Below are 15,931 nucleotides of genomic sequence, written 5' to 3'. Positions count from 1 at the left end.
AACCATGAAGACCTTTGGCTTTCTGATCGTTTCCACGCTGTGTCTTTCGGCCTGCACCACGCCGGCGATGCGGCCCTCGTCCACCTGTGACGTGCTACCCGACGGCAAGCGCTGCCACTACTTCGCCGATGATGACGCCTACGCCCGCGACCGGGGTCTGGTATCGGCCCCGGAACCGGTGCAAGCCGTCCCGGTCGGACCGGCCACGCCGGCCTGGGAGATGGGCGGCGTGGGTGATCCGGTGCTGTCCAACGGCGACCGGCTGGCCGTGAAGGTACTCAATGGCGAGGAATTCAGTGGCGAGGTGGAAATCGATGCCAGCGGCCATCTTTATCTCGACTATCTGCCGCCGATCGCGGCGGCGGGGCAGCGGCTCGGCGCCGTTAAACAGCGCATCGCCGATGCCCTGGTGGAACAACAGTTGATGCTCGAAGGGGCGATCTTCATCAGCGTCACGCCGTTGAGCTGGGCGCCCATCGACATCACCGTTTCCGGGGCGGTGTTCGAGCCCGGCCAGCACACTATCAACCATGGTGAACGCCTTCCCGATGACCTGGGCAACCTGGAAAGCGGCGATCGCGGCGGCCAGCGTACCCTGGCGGCGGCGATGCGCTCCAGCGGCGGGGTCAGGCCGGACGCCGATCTGACCCGCATCATGGTACGTCGCGGCGAGCACCAGACCGCCCTGGATCTGAGTGCGGTGATGGACGGCGGCGTGGTGCCCCGGTTGCTCTTGCAGGACGGCGACCGCATCCACGTGCCCAGCCGCCGCATCTTCGATGAGGATCTGGCACGGCCCTCTCAGCTCACCACGCCCGGGGTGCGGGTCTTTATTTCCAACCTGACGCAACCGGCGGACAGCAACAGCGAGTCCTCGGTGAATTCGGAAAGCACCCGGTTGCCCTACGGTACCCGGTTGCTGGCCGCGGCCATGGCGGCCAACTGCGTGGGCGGTGCCCAGGTTTCCAATGCCAGCCGGCGTGTGATGCTGGTCACCGAGAACCCGCTCAATGGCCAGGTGGATATCGTCGAACGGTCGGTGGATACCCTGTTGGCCCGGGCCCGCAAGCCGGAGGTCAATCCGGTGATCCTGCCCGGTGACAGCCTCACCTGCTATGACTCCGGTGTCACCAATCTGCGCGAGCTGGCTCGCACCCTGACCGACATGGTGCTGCCGGTGCACCTGCTCGGCTTGTTGTAGAGGATCGGGCCATGAACCAGTGGATGGATCAAATCGGCAAATTCGGATGGGTACGCGAGCTGGTGGTGGAAGGTAGCGACCTGAGCCTGCGCGACCGTTTCAAGCTCTACCTGCGCATCGCGCTGCTGATGCTGGCGCTGATCTGGACCGTGGCGGGCGTGCTGCTCACCGTGAAGCCGGACAAGTACATCAGCCACTGGACGCTGATCCTGCCCGGCGCCGGCTCCGGCGCCCAGGTCAGTCTGGACAGCCTGGGGCAGGCCAGTGCTTCCACCAATTCGCCGTACGCCAGCTCGGCGATTGATCCCCGGGAAAATTACAAAGCGATCGTCATGAGTGATGTGGTGATCGCGGCGGCGGCCGCGTCGCTGGAGCAAACCAGCGCGGCGTTCGGGCAACCCAAACTGAAGTTGCCGACGCAAACCGGCCTGATGGTGTTTTCCTCCCAGGCGCTCACCGCGGAGGACGCCCGGGCCAAGGCCTGGGCGCTTTATCACAGCCTTCAGTCCACCCTCGACGAACTTCGCGAGGATGAAATCCGTATGCGCGAAGAAGGCGTGCGGAAAGGACTGGACGGCTTCGCCACCAAGGTCGGGCAGAGCCAGCGCAATATCGTCGCTTATCAATCCGAGCGCGGCCTGGTGTCTCTCGACCAGTTCAAGGAGCTGGCGATCAGCAGCGAACGGCTGCGTCAGAAGCGGATTGGCAGCGTCAGCCAGTTACAGGGCATCGAGGCCCGCGAGCGCAAGCTGATTGAATACCTGGGTCTGACCGCTTCCCAGGCCGGCGATGTGCTGAAGTTGAAGAACGATCAGCTGTATCAGGAGTTGCTGGTCAACGATACCACTCTGCACGCGGAAGCGATCCGGCTGGGCGGCATGCTCGGCGACCGTCACCCGCGCCTGATCGCCCTGCGTCAGGAGCAGGAGCAGGTGCGCGGGGCGATGACCGAACGCTGCCTGGTGCTGATCGATAACTGCGGCACGCGGCTGATGAGAATGTTGTCCGCGGACGATGTGGATGGCCGCGCGCAACTGATGCAGCAGCTGATCAGCCTGGCCAGCGACGCGGAAGGCCTGCGCGAGGAACTGCGCTCCTTGGACGAAGAACTCCGAATCTGGGAAAAGCGCCTGGAAGAAAGCAAACAGGATGCGGCCAAGCTGGCGGAACTGAACCGTGAACACCAGCTGGCCAGCGCCGTTTTTACCTCGGCGGTGGCACGCATGGACGTGGGCAAGGCGGACATTTATTCCGCCTATCCGCTGCTGCAGATTCTTGCCAAGCCGTCGTTGCCGTCGTCGCCGGACCGCGTCGGTTCCCTGTTGATTCTGGTGGGCGGCGCCGCGGCGTCGCTGAGCGTACTGATCGGGCTGGGCCTGTTATGGGTAAGAAAACCGATTTTGAGCAAACTGCTGACGAGAAAATAGTCTGGTTCGCCATCGTCGGCACCTATGGGTTCTGGGTACTGGGCGCGGTTTACCTGGTGGCGCCGGTGATTGGCTGGGTGTTGTTTGTGCGCCTGCTCTCCCGGCAGCTCGGCGAGGCCCGGGGGCCGGCGGAACAACTGCCGCTGCCCCTGCTGGCCTGGGCCGCCGCCATGGGCGTGATGCTGCTTAGCCTGGTGATCGGTCACCTGGACATGGGCCTGGGCCTGGGCAAGTTGATCAAGTCTTCCATCGGCTGGGCCAAGGGCTGGGCGCTGCTGGCGCTGTTTCCGCTGGTGGCGCGGTTGGAAATACGACCGGCGGTGATTTACCGCGCCGCCTGCGTGGTGTGCCGTTACACGGTGTTGTTCTTTCCGCTGTTCGTGGCCGCCTGGGTGTTGTCGTTGCCGACCACGCTTTATGTGTCGCCGCTGAAGCTGGTGGGCGGGCCTGGCCCGGAGTTCTTCAGTGTCAGCCTGTACGAACTCGATCCAGGCAGCGGCGCGCCGCGCTGGCGTCTGTTCACCCCCTGGGCGCCGGCCCTGGGCATGCTCGGCAATCTCTATTTCCTGTGCGCGCTGGAGGAACAGGACACCCGTTGGCGACGCTGGGGCATCGCCGGCAGCCTGTTGATGATCGTGATCTCCAAGTCCCGGCTGGCGATGCTGTGCTGCATCGGCCTGTATGGCCTGCGCTGGGTATTCCGTTATTACCGCCACCCGGGCACTTACTTTCTGGCCACGCCGGTGTTGCTGCTGGCCGGCTTCCTGGGCGGCAGCATCGTGGAAAAAGTGCTGGGTGGCGTGGAGGCCATCAAGTCGGCGCGGGCCGATTCCACCCGCGTCCGTGAAGCGTTGGCGGACATCGCCATCGAGCGCTGGTGGAACGAAGCGATCTGGTGGGGCCATGGCATCGTGGAACGGGGCCCGCACATGGTGGAGTACATGCCGATTGGTTCCCATCACACCTGGTATGGGCTGCTGTTCGTGAAAGGCCTGGTGGGGGCGCTGGCGTTGATGGCCGCGTTCCTGGTCAGCCTGGGCGCGCTGTTGCCGTGGGTGGCCCGGCTTCCCTCCGCCCGTCTTGGGGTGTCCATTCTCTGTCTGCTGCTGTTCTACACCCTGGGAGAAAACCTGGAGATTCTCGCCTACCTGTTCTGGCCGGGCCTGATTCTGCTCGGCCGCGCTCATATTGAAAGTCGCGCCGGGGCTTTTGCGATGCAAAATGGGAGACAACCGCAGGCCATATAATTTTATCAATAAAAACAAAGGGTTAAGAGATAAAAAAACTGGCATGGAAAATGGATAAAGAGGCTCGTTATCCACTCGGACGAAGAGCACCATGAAACCGATCACCCTGGCCCGACAATTTGAATCCACCGCGCTGCTGCGCGGCATGATGTGGTTGGGCAGCGCGCAAATTCTGGGACGTTGCGTACGTCTGGGGGCCAGCGTGGCGCTTGCGCGCCTGCTTACCCCGGAGGTGTTCGGTCAGGCCGCTCTTATCCTTACCACGTTTGAACTGCTCGCCACCCTGATCCGCCGTATTACCAGCGTCACCCTGATTCCCATGGACGATGAGGAACTGGGTGCTCATATGAACCGCGCGCGCGGGATCAACGCGCGTGCCTGCCAGGCGGCTTTCCTTTTGATGAGCCTGGCCAGTTTGCCACTTGCGTTCTATTACCAGGACAACGCCCTGATCGGGCCCATGGTGCTGATGGCCAGCGCTTACCTGCTGCAACCCCTGGGTATGTTGCACGCCGCCCTGAACCAGCGGCGCAACGACATGCGGGTGCTGGGACGGGCGGTGCTCTGGCAGACCATCGCCGACGGTATCCTGACCACCGTGCTGGCACTGCTGGGCCTGGGCATCTGGGCCATTATCGTGCCGAAACTGGCCTCCACCCTGGTATGGGCGGCGGTGCACCGTGCCGCCGTGCGCCCGCCGCGGCCATCCGCCCGCGTCGGTACGCAGCCCCTGGCGCGTCGCGGCATCGAAACCGGTCTGGCCGATTCCGCGGTGGCCCTGCGCTTCAGCATCGATACCTTGTTGATCGGCTACTTCCTTGGCATCCAGGCAGTGGGCATTTACTTCTTCGCCTATAACACCGCCCTCGGTATCAGCCTGGGCTTGATCCAGAGTTTTGGCATCGCCTTCTATGCCCGGCTCAGTGGCACCGCCCGTGGCCGGGCATCCGGGCGGGCTCAGTTTCTGGGCGGGCTGTCCACCATGGCCCTGGTGACCTGGCCGCTGATTTTGCTGCAGTGCGCGCTGGCGCCGTGGTATCTGCCGCTGGTCTACGGCCAGCAATGGATCGATGCCGGAGCGCTGCCGATTTTCCTCTGCCTGTGCCTGTCCGCCCTGGTGCGCCCGATGGGTGAGGCCGCTGGTCAGTTGCTGCTGGCCAACGGTTTGAGCACCGCCAATCTGATTATGAATCTTGTCTTTACCCTGTTTTTGACCGCGGCCATCGCCATGGCCGGTCGCTGGGGGCTTGTCGAGGTGGCCGCCGCCGTACTGGCGTGTCATCTGGTGGGCATGCCGGTGATGGCGTTCTACGCCTGGTCAAGGTGCGGCCTCCCGGCCGCGATCATGAAGGGTAATGCCTTACCCCCTGGAGATGCATCATGATTCCCATTCCCACCGTTTCCGTCATTATGCCGGTCTATAACGTGGAAGCGTTCGTGGCCGAGGCGATTCAATCCGTATTGCGTCAATCGTTTCCGGATTTTGAGTTGATCATCGTCAACGATTGCGCCACCGATGGCAGCCTGGCGATTTGCCAGGGCTTCCATGATTGGCGCATTCGTATCGTCAACCACGATGTTAACCGGGGGCTGGCGGCCGCTCGTAATACCGGTATCAACCATGCGCGCGGGGATTTTCTGGCGTTCCTGGATTCCGACGACATCTGGCATGGCGATAAACTGATGCGACATGTTCAGCATTTCGCGGTGGACCCGGAAATCGGTCTGAGCTTCTCGCGCTCCAGTTTCATGGATTCCAAAGGAGCGCCGATCCGCTGCTATCAGATGCCGAAGCTGTCCGACATCGACGCCGCCCATCTGTTGTGCCGCAATCCGATTGGCAACGGCTCGGCGCCGGTGCTGCGCCGGGAGACCCTGGAGGCGATCCGTTTCGTGGGTGAGCGTTGCGGTGAGCCGGTGTCCTGCTATTTCGACGAGGCATTCCGGCAGTCCGAGGATATCGAATGCTGGCTGCGGATCGCCGCCACCACCTTTTGGCAGATCGAGGGCATTCCGGAACCGTTGACCTTCTACCGGCTCAATGAGGGGGGGTTGTCCGCCAAGCTGGATCAGCAGCTCGCCAGCTGGGAAAAAATGATCGAGAAGGCGGAGCGGTACGCGCCGGATCTGGTCGCTGAACACGGTCGCCGTGCCCGGGCTTATCAATTGCGTTACCTGGCCCGCCAGGCCATCCGTTTGAACGATGGCGTTGCCGCCGCGCGTTTTCTAAAACGCGCCGTGGCCGCCGATCCCTCCATTCTGAAGGAAGAAACCGCGCGCACTTCGGCCACCGCCGTGGCCGCTTTCCTGCAGCGCTGTTTGCCGGCGTCACTCTATGGCTATTGCGAGCGGGTAGGGCAGGCCGTTATCGGCTGGCTGCAGCGCCGCCGGATTAGCCGCGAGGGGGTGCATTCTTCCTTACTGTAAACGCGCTGGACTGTTGATGGCAGTCTCTCTTTGGGCCTCCTTGCGAGGCCCTTTTTTTATCGAGAAAAGACAAGCCGATGGAGATTTTGGATGAGCGCGCCGCAGAGCGCGAAGCAATTTGCACACGGTGGCCGGATTTAATAATAAAAACCAATTAAATCAACAAGTTAAAAGTTGGCCCGAGGTATGCAGTAAGAGCTGTGAAAAGAACAATTCAGGAGAGGTTCCATGGCTTTTACACACTCACTCCATAGCCGCCCCCAAATCGCCGCAGGCGTACGGGCCGTGGACCTGATCGCCTCGGCGATCTTGTTGATGGCCGGCTTGCCGTTGCTGCTGGTCGCCGTGGTCTGGCGCCGGTCACGGGGCCTGGCGGTGTTCGAGGCGGTTCACATCGTCGCCGGCACCGGTGCCGTCGTTACCCAGCGCCAGCTTGCCGGGGCCGGGCCCTGGCGGAGCTATCCGTTTCTGCTGAACGTGCTGCGCGGGCAAGTGTGCCTGCTGGGGATCGATATCCAGTTCGCCCTGGGCGTGCCGGTGGTCTACCCGGCGATGCCGGGTCTGCTGTCGGTGTCCCGGTTGCAGCAACGCATGGGTCTGGGTTTCGAGGATTCGCAAGCGGTGGCGTTGGCCTGCCAGGGCAGTGTGCGCCTCTATCTGCCGGCGTTGGCCCGGGCCCTGTTGTGCCTGTTGCTGGTGCCGCGCCAGCCTGCCGTTCGCGGCGATGAAATCCGGCTGTTTGGCGTGCGTATCCGCAACATGACCATGAAGACCATGCTGGAGGCGCTGTGCAGCCAGGCGCAGTGGGGTGGCGAGACCCGCCGCTATGCGTTCGTGAACGCGGATTGCCTCAATATCGCCTATCGCAACCGTTCCTACCGGGACACCCTGGCCGGCTGCGAGGCGGTGTTCGCCGATGGTATTGGCGTGCGCCTGGGGGCCGCCATGACCGGGCAGGGGGTGCGCGACAACCTCAATGGCACCGACATGTTTCCCCGCTTGTGCGAGCGGCTGGCGGAGAAGGGGCTGGGCGTCTATCTGCTGGGCGGCCGTGACGGTGTCGCCGAGGAAGCGGCTCGCCGGATGCGGGAGCGCTTTCCGAACCTGATTATCAGTGGTTTTCATCACGGCTATTTCGATGCCATCGACGCCATGGAGGTGATTGATGACATCAACCACAGCGGCGCCGCCGTGTTGCTGGTGTCCATGGGCGCGCCAGTCCAGGAAGCCTGGATCGAAAAATACCAGGACCACCTCAGGCCGCGTGTCTGCATGGGCGTCGGTGGCCTGATGGATTTCTATTCCGGCCGGGTCAGCCGCGCGCCGCTGTGGGTTCGTCAGATCGGCATGGAGTGGGTATGGCGTCTGAGCCAGGAGCCGGCGCGTCTGTGGCGGCGCTATCTGATTGGCAACCCCCTGTTTTTGTGGCGCGCCTGGCGGGAACGTCGTGCCGCTGGTCGTGCCGGTGGCCGGCGCCCGGGCGGTGACGCGGCGCCGTGGCACCCGCCGGTGCGTGCCGGTCGTCGTGGTTGTTCCCGCCACCGCCGCCGTTTGCGCCTGGTGCGTGCCGCCAAACGTTCCCTGGATATTCTGGTCAGCGCGTTGGCGATCCTGATGCTGTCACCGCTGTTGTTGATGGTGGTGACCGCGATCCGTCTGGAATCGCCGGGCCCGGTGTTCTTCAAACAATGTCGGGTGGGCAAGGACGGTCGTCCGTTCAACATGTGGAAGCTGCGTTCCATGTACACCGATGCGGAGCAGCGCCTGGCGGAGCTGCGCGCCGTCAACGAAATGCAGGGCGGCGTGCTGTTCAAGATGAAGCGTGACCCGCGCATCACCCGGGTGGGGCGATTGATCCGCAAGGCCTCCATCGATGAGTTGCCGCAGTTGTGGAATGTGCTGAAAGGCGACATGGCCCTGGTGGGCCCGCGGCCCGCTTTGCCCCAGGAGGTGGATCAGTACTCCCTGGATCACCGTCAGCGCCTGGCCGCCCGGCCCGGTATCACCTGCATCTGGCAGGTCTCCGGACGCTCCGACATTCCCTTTCAGCAACAGGTTCATCTGGACATGGAATACATCCATGACCAGGGGTTCTGGACCGATGTGATGCTGCTGGTGAAAACCGTGCCGGCGGTGCTTCTCGCCCGCGGCGCCTACTGAGGAATCGACATCATGGAAGCCATTGTCTTCGCCAATCGCAGCGGCTGGGAGCTGAGCCCCCTGGACCGGCGCTACTGCCCGGCCCTGCTGCCCATCGCCAACCGCGCGGTGATCGAATACACCCTGGACGATCTGGCGCAAGCCGGGGTGTCCCGAGTGAGGCTGGTGGTGTCCAACCAGGCCCGCGAGATCGAGGCGCTGGTGGGCGCCGGGGAGAAATGGGGCCTGCGCGTGGAGTATCACCTGAGCAAGGTGGAGGAGAGCGTCACCGCCGTGGTGCCCCGCCTGGGCCTGGACCCGAGCACGCCGTGCCTGTTCGTGCGCGGCGACGTGCTGCGCAGCCCGAACCTGAAGAACCTGATGGTGATGGCCACGTCTCTGGACGGCGAGGTGCTGCAGCCCTTGCTGGGCCGTCGCAACGCCGGCATCGCCATTCTGAGACCCACCAGTGAGCGGCTGGGGGAGCTGGAATGGCCGCTGATAACGCCGGCGGATACCCGGGGCAGGGTGATCGAGTTGCTGCCGGGCGATTGCAATACCCTGGAAACCTGGCGCGACCTGCTCGATGCCAATCTGCTGGTGGCCAGCCATGCGGTGCCGGGGCTTTCCCCGCGGGGGGCGGCGCGCCCCAGCGCCGAGGCGGTGTTCTTCACCGGCAGCCACTGCCGGTTGCCGGCTCTGGCGCCGCAAGCCGGCGGCGGCGTGATCGGTGAGCATTGCACTCTGGACAAAAGCTGCCTGCTTCAGGGGGTGGTGGTGATCGGCACCGGAGCGGTGGTCGACCGCGCCTGCCGTATCCAGGATGCCCTGGTGATGCCGCACACCTACCTGGGGCCAGGCCTGGCCCTGGAAGGCAAGATCGTTTGCGGCGATCTGCTGCTGGACCCGGCCACCGGTGGCTGGATTCAGGTGTCCGACCGGGATCTGCTGGGTGACAGCCGCGTCGCCACGACCCGGCCGGCGGAGAAAACACCGCCCCTGGAAAGAACGGTGGCCCTGATCGGTCTGACCCTGACGCTGCTGCTTTCACCGCTGTTGCTGGTGACCGGTGGCGCGTGGCGCCCGGAAAAGCGGCGCCTGTTCAGCAATGGCGGCCAGCACCGGATGGGCTGGGTGCTGGGCGGCGGGAACCGTGGCCTGGCGTTGCTGCCGCTGCTGGTTCTGGTGGTGCGTGGCGACCTGCGCCTGTTCGGCGCGGATCCGTCCCGAGGCATCGAGGAGGCCGGTTCCCTGGGGGTCTGGGGTCCGGTGCAACTGTGGCTGCACAGCGGCGCGTCGGACGAGGAGGTGGACATCGTCCAGCGCCACTTCCGCACTCTGAGCCCGCTGCGCCAACTGGCCATGCTGTGGCGCTGGCGTCGACAGGCGCGCCGCCGTCCCCAAGCCGACGATACGACCTTGACCGCCAGCAGCGCGATTCCGGGAGAACCCTCATGACCACGATTCTTACCTACGGCACCTTTGACCTGTTCCACTTTGGCCATGTGCGGCTGTTTGCCCGGCTGGCGGGGAAGGGCGACCGGCTGATCGTCGGCGTATCCACCGACGCCTTCAACGCGCGCAAGGGCAAGGCGGCGTTCTTCAGCTATCAGCAACGGGTGGAGATGGTGCGCGCCTGTCGATATGTGGATCAGGTGATTCCGGAACGGCACTGGGATCAAAAGGCGGACGACATTCTCAAGTACGGCGTGGATATCTTCGCCATGGGCGACGACTGGCGCGGGCATTTCGATCACCTTGGCGTCCATTGCCGGGTGCTTTATTTGCCGCGCACGGAGACCGTTTCCACCACCAGCATCAAATCCAGTCTCGCGGGCGCACTGCCCGTGGAGCATGGCTGAACCCTGTTCAAGAGGAACCGACTATGTGGCGGAACATACTTGGCAAACTGATCTACTTCATCAGCGGGTGGGTGCCCCGGCAATCCCACAAAGCGGTGTTCGGCTGCTATCGCGATCTGTTCACTGACAACAGCAAGTACCTGTTCCTGCATTACAGCGGTGCTCCCCGGGTGCGAGCGATCTGGATCAGCGGCGATGAGTATCTGGTGGAGCGGCTCAATCAGGAAGGCCATGAAGCCTACCATCGCGGTTCCTGGCGCGGCCGCTGGCACGCGCTTACCGCCGGTGTTTACTGCTACAGCAGTTACGTGGGCGACATTAACCAGTGGCTGTGCCGAGGGGCTTTTCTGGTCAACCTCTGGCATGGTTCGCCGCTCAAGGAGATCGAATTCGACATCTCAAATGGTCCCCTGGCGGATCGTTATCGCCGAACCCATCCGGGGATGCGCGCCTGGCGCTATCACCAGCTCTATCTGAAACCGGACCTGATGCTGGCTCCCAGCTTCCGGGTGGCGGATTGTTTCCGCTCCGCGTTCCGTCTACCGGAGCATCGGGTACGGATTGGCGGCTACCCGCGCACCGACTTCGCCGACAGCCCGGAGATGGCCGCCAACCCGCCGCTGCCGGCTTTCTGCAATGGACGCCGCCGGATTCTCTATGCGCCGTCCTGGCGGGACGGCGCCAATGGCAACCCCTACCTGGAGGCTCTGGATTGGCCACGGTTGTCCGATTGGCTGGTCGAGAATGACAGCGTGCTGCTGCTAAGGCTGCACCCCAATGAACGGGAAATGGCGAGGGATCTGGCGAAATATCCGTTCATTGTCGATATCAGTCACCGGGAAGACATCTATGACCTGCTGCCGGACCTGGCCCTGGTAATCACCGATTATTCATCGTTGTACATCGATGGTTTGCTGTTCGACGTGCCGGTGCTGTTCTACCGATTCGATCATGCCTGGTACGCCAGCGACTGCCGGAAAGCGTATGCCTACAGCCGGGATCTGCCGGCCGCCGGGCGGGTGGTGGGCGACTTCGAGACGCTGTTGGCGGAGCTGCAACGCGGCTATTGCTTTGATCGCAATCAGAACCGCACCGGGCGGGCCGCCCAGCGCAATCAGTTCTGGCAACCCGGGTTGCCCCGGGCGTTCGAAGTGATTGACCGCCAGTTGGGATGGTAGTGCGCGGTTTGGGCGCGGTGGTGGTCGCGGTGCAATCAATCTGCTATTACTACGGGGCGCCACTTGGGGGGCGCCGGCGGGCTGCTCTGCCCTCCGTTCCCAAGGGGAAATACAGAATAAATCGGTGTATACCATGGCTGCGACACGTTGGGGCGGCGACCACAATGGTGAGTCGCAGCGTCGGGCATTGCTCAAGGCGCTATTGATCATTACCGCGCTGTGCGGTGTGTTGTTCTTCGTGATCAACAGCCGCCGGGGCGTGATGGTGCTTGCCTATATGGAGCTGGGGGCGGCGGTGGCTTCCCTGGCACTGTACGTGGTGGCGCGGCGCACCCGGCGCCTGTTGCTCTGGACCCTGCTTTATCTGATCCCCTTCCTGACCATCATGATGGTCGCTCTCTACATACCGGGTTCCTCTCCCACGGTGTTTTTGTGGGTGTACATCGTGCCGGTGCTTTGCCATCTGTTGCTGGGCCAGCGGCTGGGGCTGGCGGTGTCGGTGTTTTATATCCTGGTGGCGCTGTTCCTGTTTCTGCACAAAAACCCGGACTATCTGTACCGTGGCCAGTTCGCGGAGATCGCCAACATCACCTTGTCCCTGGCGGTGACCCTGGCGTTCGCCTACATCTACGAACTCAGCAGCCATCGTTCCCGGTCCGACCTGATGGTGATGGCGTCCACCGACCCGCTCACCCGGCTGGCCAATCTGTACCGCTTCCGGGAGGCCTTCGAGCATGAGAAACGCCGGGCGCTGCGGCTGGACTCGCCACTGAGCGTGTTGGTGCTTGATCTTGACCATTTCAAGGCGGTCAACGATACCCACGGCCACAAGGTCGGCGACCTGGTGCTGATTCACGTTGCCCAGCGGCTGCGCGAGCGCTTGCGCGCCACCGATTTACCGTGCCGGGTGGGCGGCGAGGAATTCACGGTGCTGCTGCCCGACACGGATCGCAAGGAGGCGGTGGTGGTGGCGGAAACCCTGCGTGAGCTTATCGAGTGCCAGCCTTACCGGGGTGGCCGGCTGGTGATCCCGCTGTCGTGCAGCATCGGCGTGGCGGAATGGGGCACCGACGGCGACACCATCGACGAGCTGGTGGAAGCCGCCGACCAGCGCCTCTATATCGCCAAACAGCAGGGTCGTAACCAGGTGGTGGCGAGCGGTTGAACTCTGGACGTCCGGCGGGGCCTTACCGATACTGAGGCGACACTTTCCCGCAAGGAGACGGTGATGAGCGAAACACGGGTAGAGAAGGATTCCCTGGGCGAGATCGAAGTACCGGTGGAGGCGCGCTGGGGCGCGCAGACACAGCGGGCGGTGAATAACTTTCCAATCAGCGGTCGGCGTCTGCCGGCCCGCTTCATTCAGGCGGTGGTGCGCGTGAAGCGCTGCGCCGCCCAGACCAACGCCGATCTGGACCAGCTTGACGAGCACAAACGCGCCGCCATTGTCGGCGCCTGCAACGAGCTGCTGGAGGGCCATCATCTGGATCAGTTCCCGGTGGACGTATTCCAGACCGGCTCCGGCACCAGCACCAACATGAACGTCAACGAGGTGATCGCCCACCTGTGCCGGGACGCCGGCGCCGAGGTGCACCCCAACGACGACGTCAACCTGGGCCAGAGCAGCAACGACACCATTCCCACCGCCCTGCACCTGTCCTCGGTGCTGGCGGTCACCGAGCAGCTGCTGCCCGGGCTGGAGCATCTGATCGCCACCCTGGGCCTGCGCGCCAGCGAGGGCAAGACGCTGGTGAAGACCGGCCGCACCCACCTGATGGACGCCATGCCGGTGACGGTGGAGCAGGAGCTGCGCACCTGGGTGCTGCAGTTGCAGGGTGCCAGCGAGCGGCTGGCCCGGGCCCGGGACGAGCTGCAGGGGCTGCCCCAGGGCGGCACCGCGGTGGGCACCGGCATCAATGCCCACCCGCGCTTTGGCGAGTGCTTCGCCGCCACCCTGGCGGATGACACCGGCCGGCCCTTCACCGCCTTGCCCCATCCGGCCCTGGCGCAAAGCGCACTGGACGCGCCGCTGAATCTGTCCGCCGCCCTACGCGGCCTGGCGGTGGTGCTGATGAAGATCGGCAACGATCTGCGCTGGATGAATTCCGGGCCCATCCACGGCCTGGGGGAACTGCAACTGCCCGCCACCCAGCCGGGTTCCTCAATCATGCCCGGCAAGGTCAATCCGGTGATCTGCGAATCCGCCACCATGGTGGCGGCCCAGGTGATCGGTCTGGATCAGGCCAACACGGTGGCGGCGCAAAGCGGCAACTTTCAGCTCAACGTGATGCTGCCCCTGGTGGCCACCAACCTGCTGGACATGACCGAATGGCTGGCCAATAGCTGCCGCAACCTGGCCGACCAGGCCATCGAGGGCATGACCTGGAACCGGGAGCGCCTGGCCGAGGGGGTGGGCCGAAACCCGATTCTGGTCACCGCCCTGAACCCGGTGATTGGCTACGAAAAAGCGGCCACCATCGCCAAGGAGGCGTTCGCAACCGGTCGTGCCGTGATCGACGTGGCCGCCGAGCACACCGATCTCGGCCATGATGAGCTGAAACGGCTTCTCGACCCGCTCAAGCTCACCGGCCCCGACCCGGAATAAGCCGCGACGCACCGGTCACGCCGCCGGGGTGACGGCGGCGGCGGCCTGTGCCAATCTTTCGCCCCCTAATAAATAGCAATTTCCGGCCACTTTTTCGGACCGGAACCTTTTGGTGATGGAGAGCAAGCATGAGCAAAGACCTGACCATTGATCGCACCCCCGAGGCGGTGGAGTCGCCGTTGCTGATCCATAGCATCCTGGAATCCGGCGTGCGGTCCGCCCCGGATCAGGAAATCGTCTATGCCGACCAACGCCGGCTGACCTATCGTGAACTGGGACAGCGCGTGCACCGGCTGGCCGGTGCCCTGGCCGCCCAGGGCGTCAAGCCGGGCGACACCGTGGCGGTCATGGATTGGGACACCAACCGCTACCTGGAAGCCTTCTTCGCCATTCCAATGATGGGGGCCGTGCTGCACACCGTGAACGTACGGCTCAGCCCGGAACAGATTCTCTATACCCTCAACCACGCCGAGGACGACGTGATTCTGGTGAACCGGGAATTCCTGCCGGTGCTGGAAGAGCTCAAGGACCGCATCGAGACCGCCAAGACCTTTATCCTGCTGGATGACGAGGGCGGTAACCTGGACAGCCAGCTGGAGCTTGCCGGTGAATACGAGGCCCTGCTTCAGCAGGCACCGGACCATTACGACTTTCCCCTGCTGGACGAAAACACCCGCGCCACCACCTTCTATACCACCGGCACCACGGGCCTGCCCAAGGGCGTGTATTTCTCCCACCGGCAATTGGTGCTGCATACCTTCGCCGGTCGCGCGGCGCTGTCCGGTTCCGGCCATGGCCGGCTCAATCAGGACGACGTTTACATGCCGATCACGCCCATGTTCCACGTGCACGCCTGGGGCGTGCCCTACGTGGCCACCCTGCTGGGCGTGAAGCAGGTGTACCCGGGCCGCTATGTGCCGGAAAGCCTGCTCAAGCTGCTGCTCACCGAGAAAGTCACCTTTTCCCACTGCGTGCCCACCATCATCCAGATGCTGCTGCAGTCGGAAGCGGCCAAGAGTATCGACCTGAGCGGCTGGAAGGTGATCATCGGCGGTTCCGCTCTGGCGCGACCGCTGGCCAAGGCCGCCCTGGCCCGAGGCATCGATATCTACTCCGGCTACGGCATGAGCGAGACCTGCCCGCTGATTTCCGTGGCGCTGCTGACCCCGGAACTGGAAAAAGCCGACCCGGAAACCCAGGCCGATTACCGCAGCCGCACCGGCCGGCCGGTGCCCATGGTGCAGTGGCGCATCGTCGATACCGACATGAATGACGTGCCCCACGACGGCAGGAGCCAGGGTGAGCTGGTGCTGCGCGCCCCCTGGCTGACCCAGGGTTACCTGAAGGACGAGGAAAACTCGAAAACCCTCTGGCACGGCGGCTGGATGCACACCGGTGACATCGGCGTGATCGATGGCGACGGCTGGCTGCGCATCACCGACCGCATCAAGGATGTGATCAAGACCGGCGGCGAGTGGGTCTCCTCCCTGGATCTGGAAGGCCTGATCCTGCAGCACGACGGCGTGGCCGAGTGCGCGGTGGTGGGTGTCGAGGATCCCAAGTGGGGCGAGCGCCCGGTGGCCCTGGTGGTCAAGGGCGGCGAAGTGGACGAACAGGCGATCAAGGACCTGGTGGCGGGCTACGCCGACAAGGGCGTGATCAGCCGCTATGGCATCCCCGATCGGGTGGTGTTCGTGGACGAACTGCCGCGTACCTCCGTGGGCAAACTCGACAAGAAGAAAATGCGCGCCGAACTGGTGTGATCGTCCCCGGGGCCGGTGTTCACCGGCCCCGTCCCGCCTTCCCACTCAGAAATTCCGATCCTCCCGACGCCAAACGGTGTAC

The 15,931-nt window shown here is 63.8% G+C and carries 12 protein-coding genes; all 12 read left to right on the top strand.

The window, feature by feature from the left end:
- Nucleotides 1–4: 4 nt before the first annotated feature.
- The 12 genes from JF515_RS11235 (at nucleotide 5) to JF515_RS11180 (ending at nucleotide 15,849) form a co-directional block, all read left to right on the top strand.
- Nucleotides 5–1,201 carry a polysaccharide biosynthesis/export family protein gene (locus JF515_RS11235; RefSeq protein WP_203104198.1) on the top strand — a complete coding sequence of 399 codons (1,197 nt, stop codon included), beginning with the start codon at nucleotides 5–7 and terminating at the stop codon, nucleotides 1,199–1,201.
- An 11-nt stretch (nucleotides 1,202–1,212) separates the two neighbouring features.
- Complete coding sequence (locus JF515_RS11230) at nucleotides 1,213–2,628, top strand: hypothetical protein (protein WP_203104195.1); 1,416 nt, start codon at nucleotides 1,213–1,215, stop codon at nucleotides 2,626–2,628.
- Nucleotides 2,583–3,875: an O-antigen ligase domain-containing protein gene (locus JF515_RS11225; protein ID WP_203104192.1), complete on the top strand. Its 1,293-nt coding sequence runs from the start codon at nucleotides 2,583–2,585 to the stop codon at nucleotides 3,873–3,875. The genes JF515_RS11230 and JF515_RS11225 overlap by 46 nt, the downstream gene beginning before the upstream one ends.
- 91 nt (nucleotides 3,876–3,966) lie before the next feature.
- Nucleotides 3,967–5,259 (top strand): oligosaccharide flippase family protein, encoded by a 1,293-nt coding sequence (locus tag JF515_RS11220; protein ID WP_203104190.1) that lies wholly within the window; start codon nucleotides 3,967–3,969, stop codon nucleotides 5,257–5,259.
- Entirely contained in the window at nucleotides 5,256–6,302 is a 1,047-nt protein-coding gene (locus tag JF515_RS11215; protein ID WP_203104187.1) for a glycosyltransferase, read from the top strand. The genes JF515_RS11220 and JF515_RS11215 overlap by 4 nt, the downstream gene beginning before the upstream one ends.
- 285 nt (nucleotides 6,303–6,587) lie before the next feature.
- A complete protein-coding gene (locus JF515_RS11210) occupies nucleotides 6,588–8,462 on the top strand; it encodes a WecB/TagA/CpsF family glycosyltransferase (RefSeq protein WP_203104185.1) in 1,875 nt (624 codons plus the stop codon).
- Nucleotides 8,463–8,474: 12 nt separating this feature from the next.
- Complete coding sequence (locus JF515_RS11205) at nucleotides 8,475–9,899, top strand: sugar phosphate nucleotidyltransferase (RefSeq protein ID WP_203104182.1); 1,425 nt, start codon at nucleotides 8,475–8,477, stop codon at nucleotides 9,897–9,899.
- Entirely contained in the window at nucleotides 9,896–10,303 is a 408-nt protein-coding gene (tagD, locus tag JF515_RS11200) for a glycerol-3-phosphate cytidylyltransferase (protein WP_203104180.1), read from the top strand. The genes JF515_RS11205 and tagD overlap by 4 nt, the downstream gene beginning before the upstream one ends.
- Nucleotides 10,304–10,326: 23 nt before the next feature.
- On the top strand, nucleotides 10,327–11,481 hold the full coding sequence (locus JF515_RS11195; protein ID WP_203104178.1) for a CDP-glycerol glycerophosphotransferase family protein: 1,155 nt from the start codon (nucleotides 10,327–10,329) through the stop codon (nucleotides 11,479–11,481).
- Between the two features lie 133 nt (nucleotides 11,482–11,614).
- Nucleotides 11,615–12,646 (top strand): GGDEF domain-containing protein, encoded by a 1,032-nt coding sequence (locus JF515_RS11190; RefSeq protein WP_203104176.1) that lies wholly within the window; start codon nucleotides 11,615–11,617, stop codon nucleotides 12,644–12,646.
- 63 nt (nucleotides 12,647–12,709) lie between these two features.
- The gene (locus JF515_RS11185; protein WP_203104174.1) at nucleotides 12,710–14,086 is read left to right on the top strand and encodes a class II fumarate hydratase; all 1,377 of its coding nucleotides are present in this window, start codon (nucleotides 12,710–12,712) and stop codon (nucleotides 14,084–14,086) included.
- Nucleotides 14,087–14,214: 128 nt separating this feature from the next.
- Nucleotides 14,215–15,849 (top strand): fatty acid--CoA ligase, encoded by a 1,635-nt coding sequence (locus JF515_RS11180; RefSeq protein ID WP_203104172.1) that lies wholly within the window; start codon nucleotides 14,215–14,217, stop codon nucleotides 15,847–15,849.
- Nucleotides 15,850–15,931: the final 82 nt, after the last annotated feature.

It is taken from the genome of Alloalcanivorax marinus, assembly GCF_016785095.1.
GTDB lineage: Bacteria > Pseudomonadota > Gammaproteobacteria > Pseudomonadales > Alcanivoracaceae > Alloalcanivorax > Alloalcanivorax marinus_A.
The sequence above is the reverse complement of the archived record's forward strand: the minus strand, read 5'-3'. Positions and strand labels throughout refer to the sequence as shown.

Bases quoted from the DNA above. Each gene is read 5' to 3' on its own strand.
- JF515_RS11230 (WP_203104195.1), top strand. From the start codon at position 1,213: ATGAACCAGTGGATGGATCAAATCGGCAAATTCGGATGGGTACGCGAG.
- JF515_RS11215 (WP_203104187.1), top strand. From the start codon at position 5,256: ATGATTCCCATTCCCACCGTTTCCGTCATTATGCCGGTCTATAACGTG.
- JF515_RS11195 (WP_203104178.1), top strand. From the start codon at position 10,327: ATGTGGCGGAACATACTTGGCAAACTGATCTACTTCATCAGCGGGTGG.
- JF515_RS11205 (WP_203104182.1), top strand. From the start codon at position 8,475: ATGGAAGCCATTGTCTTCGCCAATCGCAGCGGCTGGGAGCTGAGCCCC.
- JF515_RS11185 (WP_203104174.1), top strand. From the start codon at position 12,710: ATGAGCGAAACACGGGTAGAGAAGGATTCCCTGGGCGAGATCGAAGTA.
- JF515_RS11190 (WP_203104176.1), top strand. From the start codon at position 11,615: ATGGCTGCGACACGTTGGGGCGGCGACCACAATGGTGAGTCGCAGCGT.
- JF515_RS11225 (WP_203104192.1), top strand. From the start codon at position 2,583: ATGGGTAAGAAAACCGATTTTGAGCAAACTGCTGACGAGAAAATAGTC.
- JF515_RS11235 (WP_203104198.1), top strand. From the start codon at position 5: ATGAAGACCTTTGGCTTTCTGATCGTTTCCACGCTGTGTCTTTCGGCC.
- tagD (WP_203104180.1), top strand. From the start codon at position 9,896: ATGACCACGATTCTTACCTACGGCACCTTTGACCTGTTCCACTTTGGC.
- JF515_RS11220 (WP_203104190.1), top strand. From the start codon at position 3,967: ATGAAACCGATCACCCTGGCCCGACAATTTGAATCCACCGCGCTGCTG.
- JF515_RS11180 (WP_203104172.1), top strand. From the start codon at position 14,215: ATGAGCAAAGACCTGACCATTGATCGCACCCCCGAGGCGGTGGAGTCG.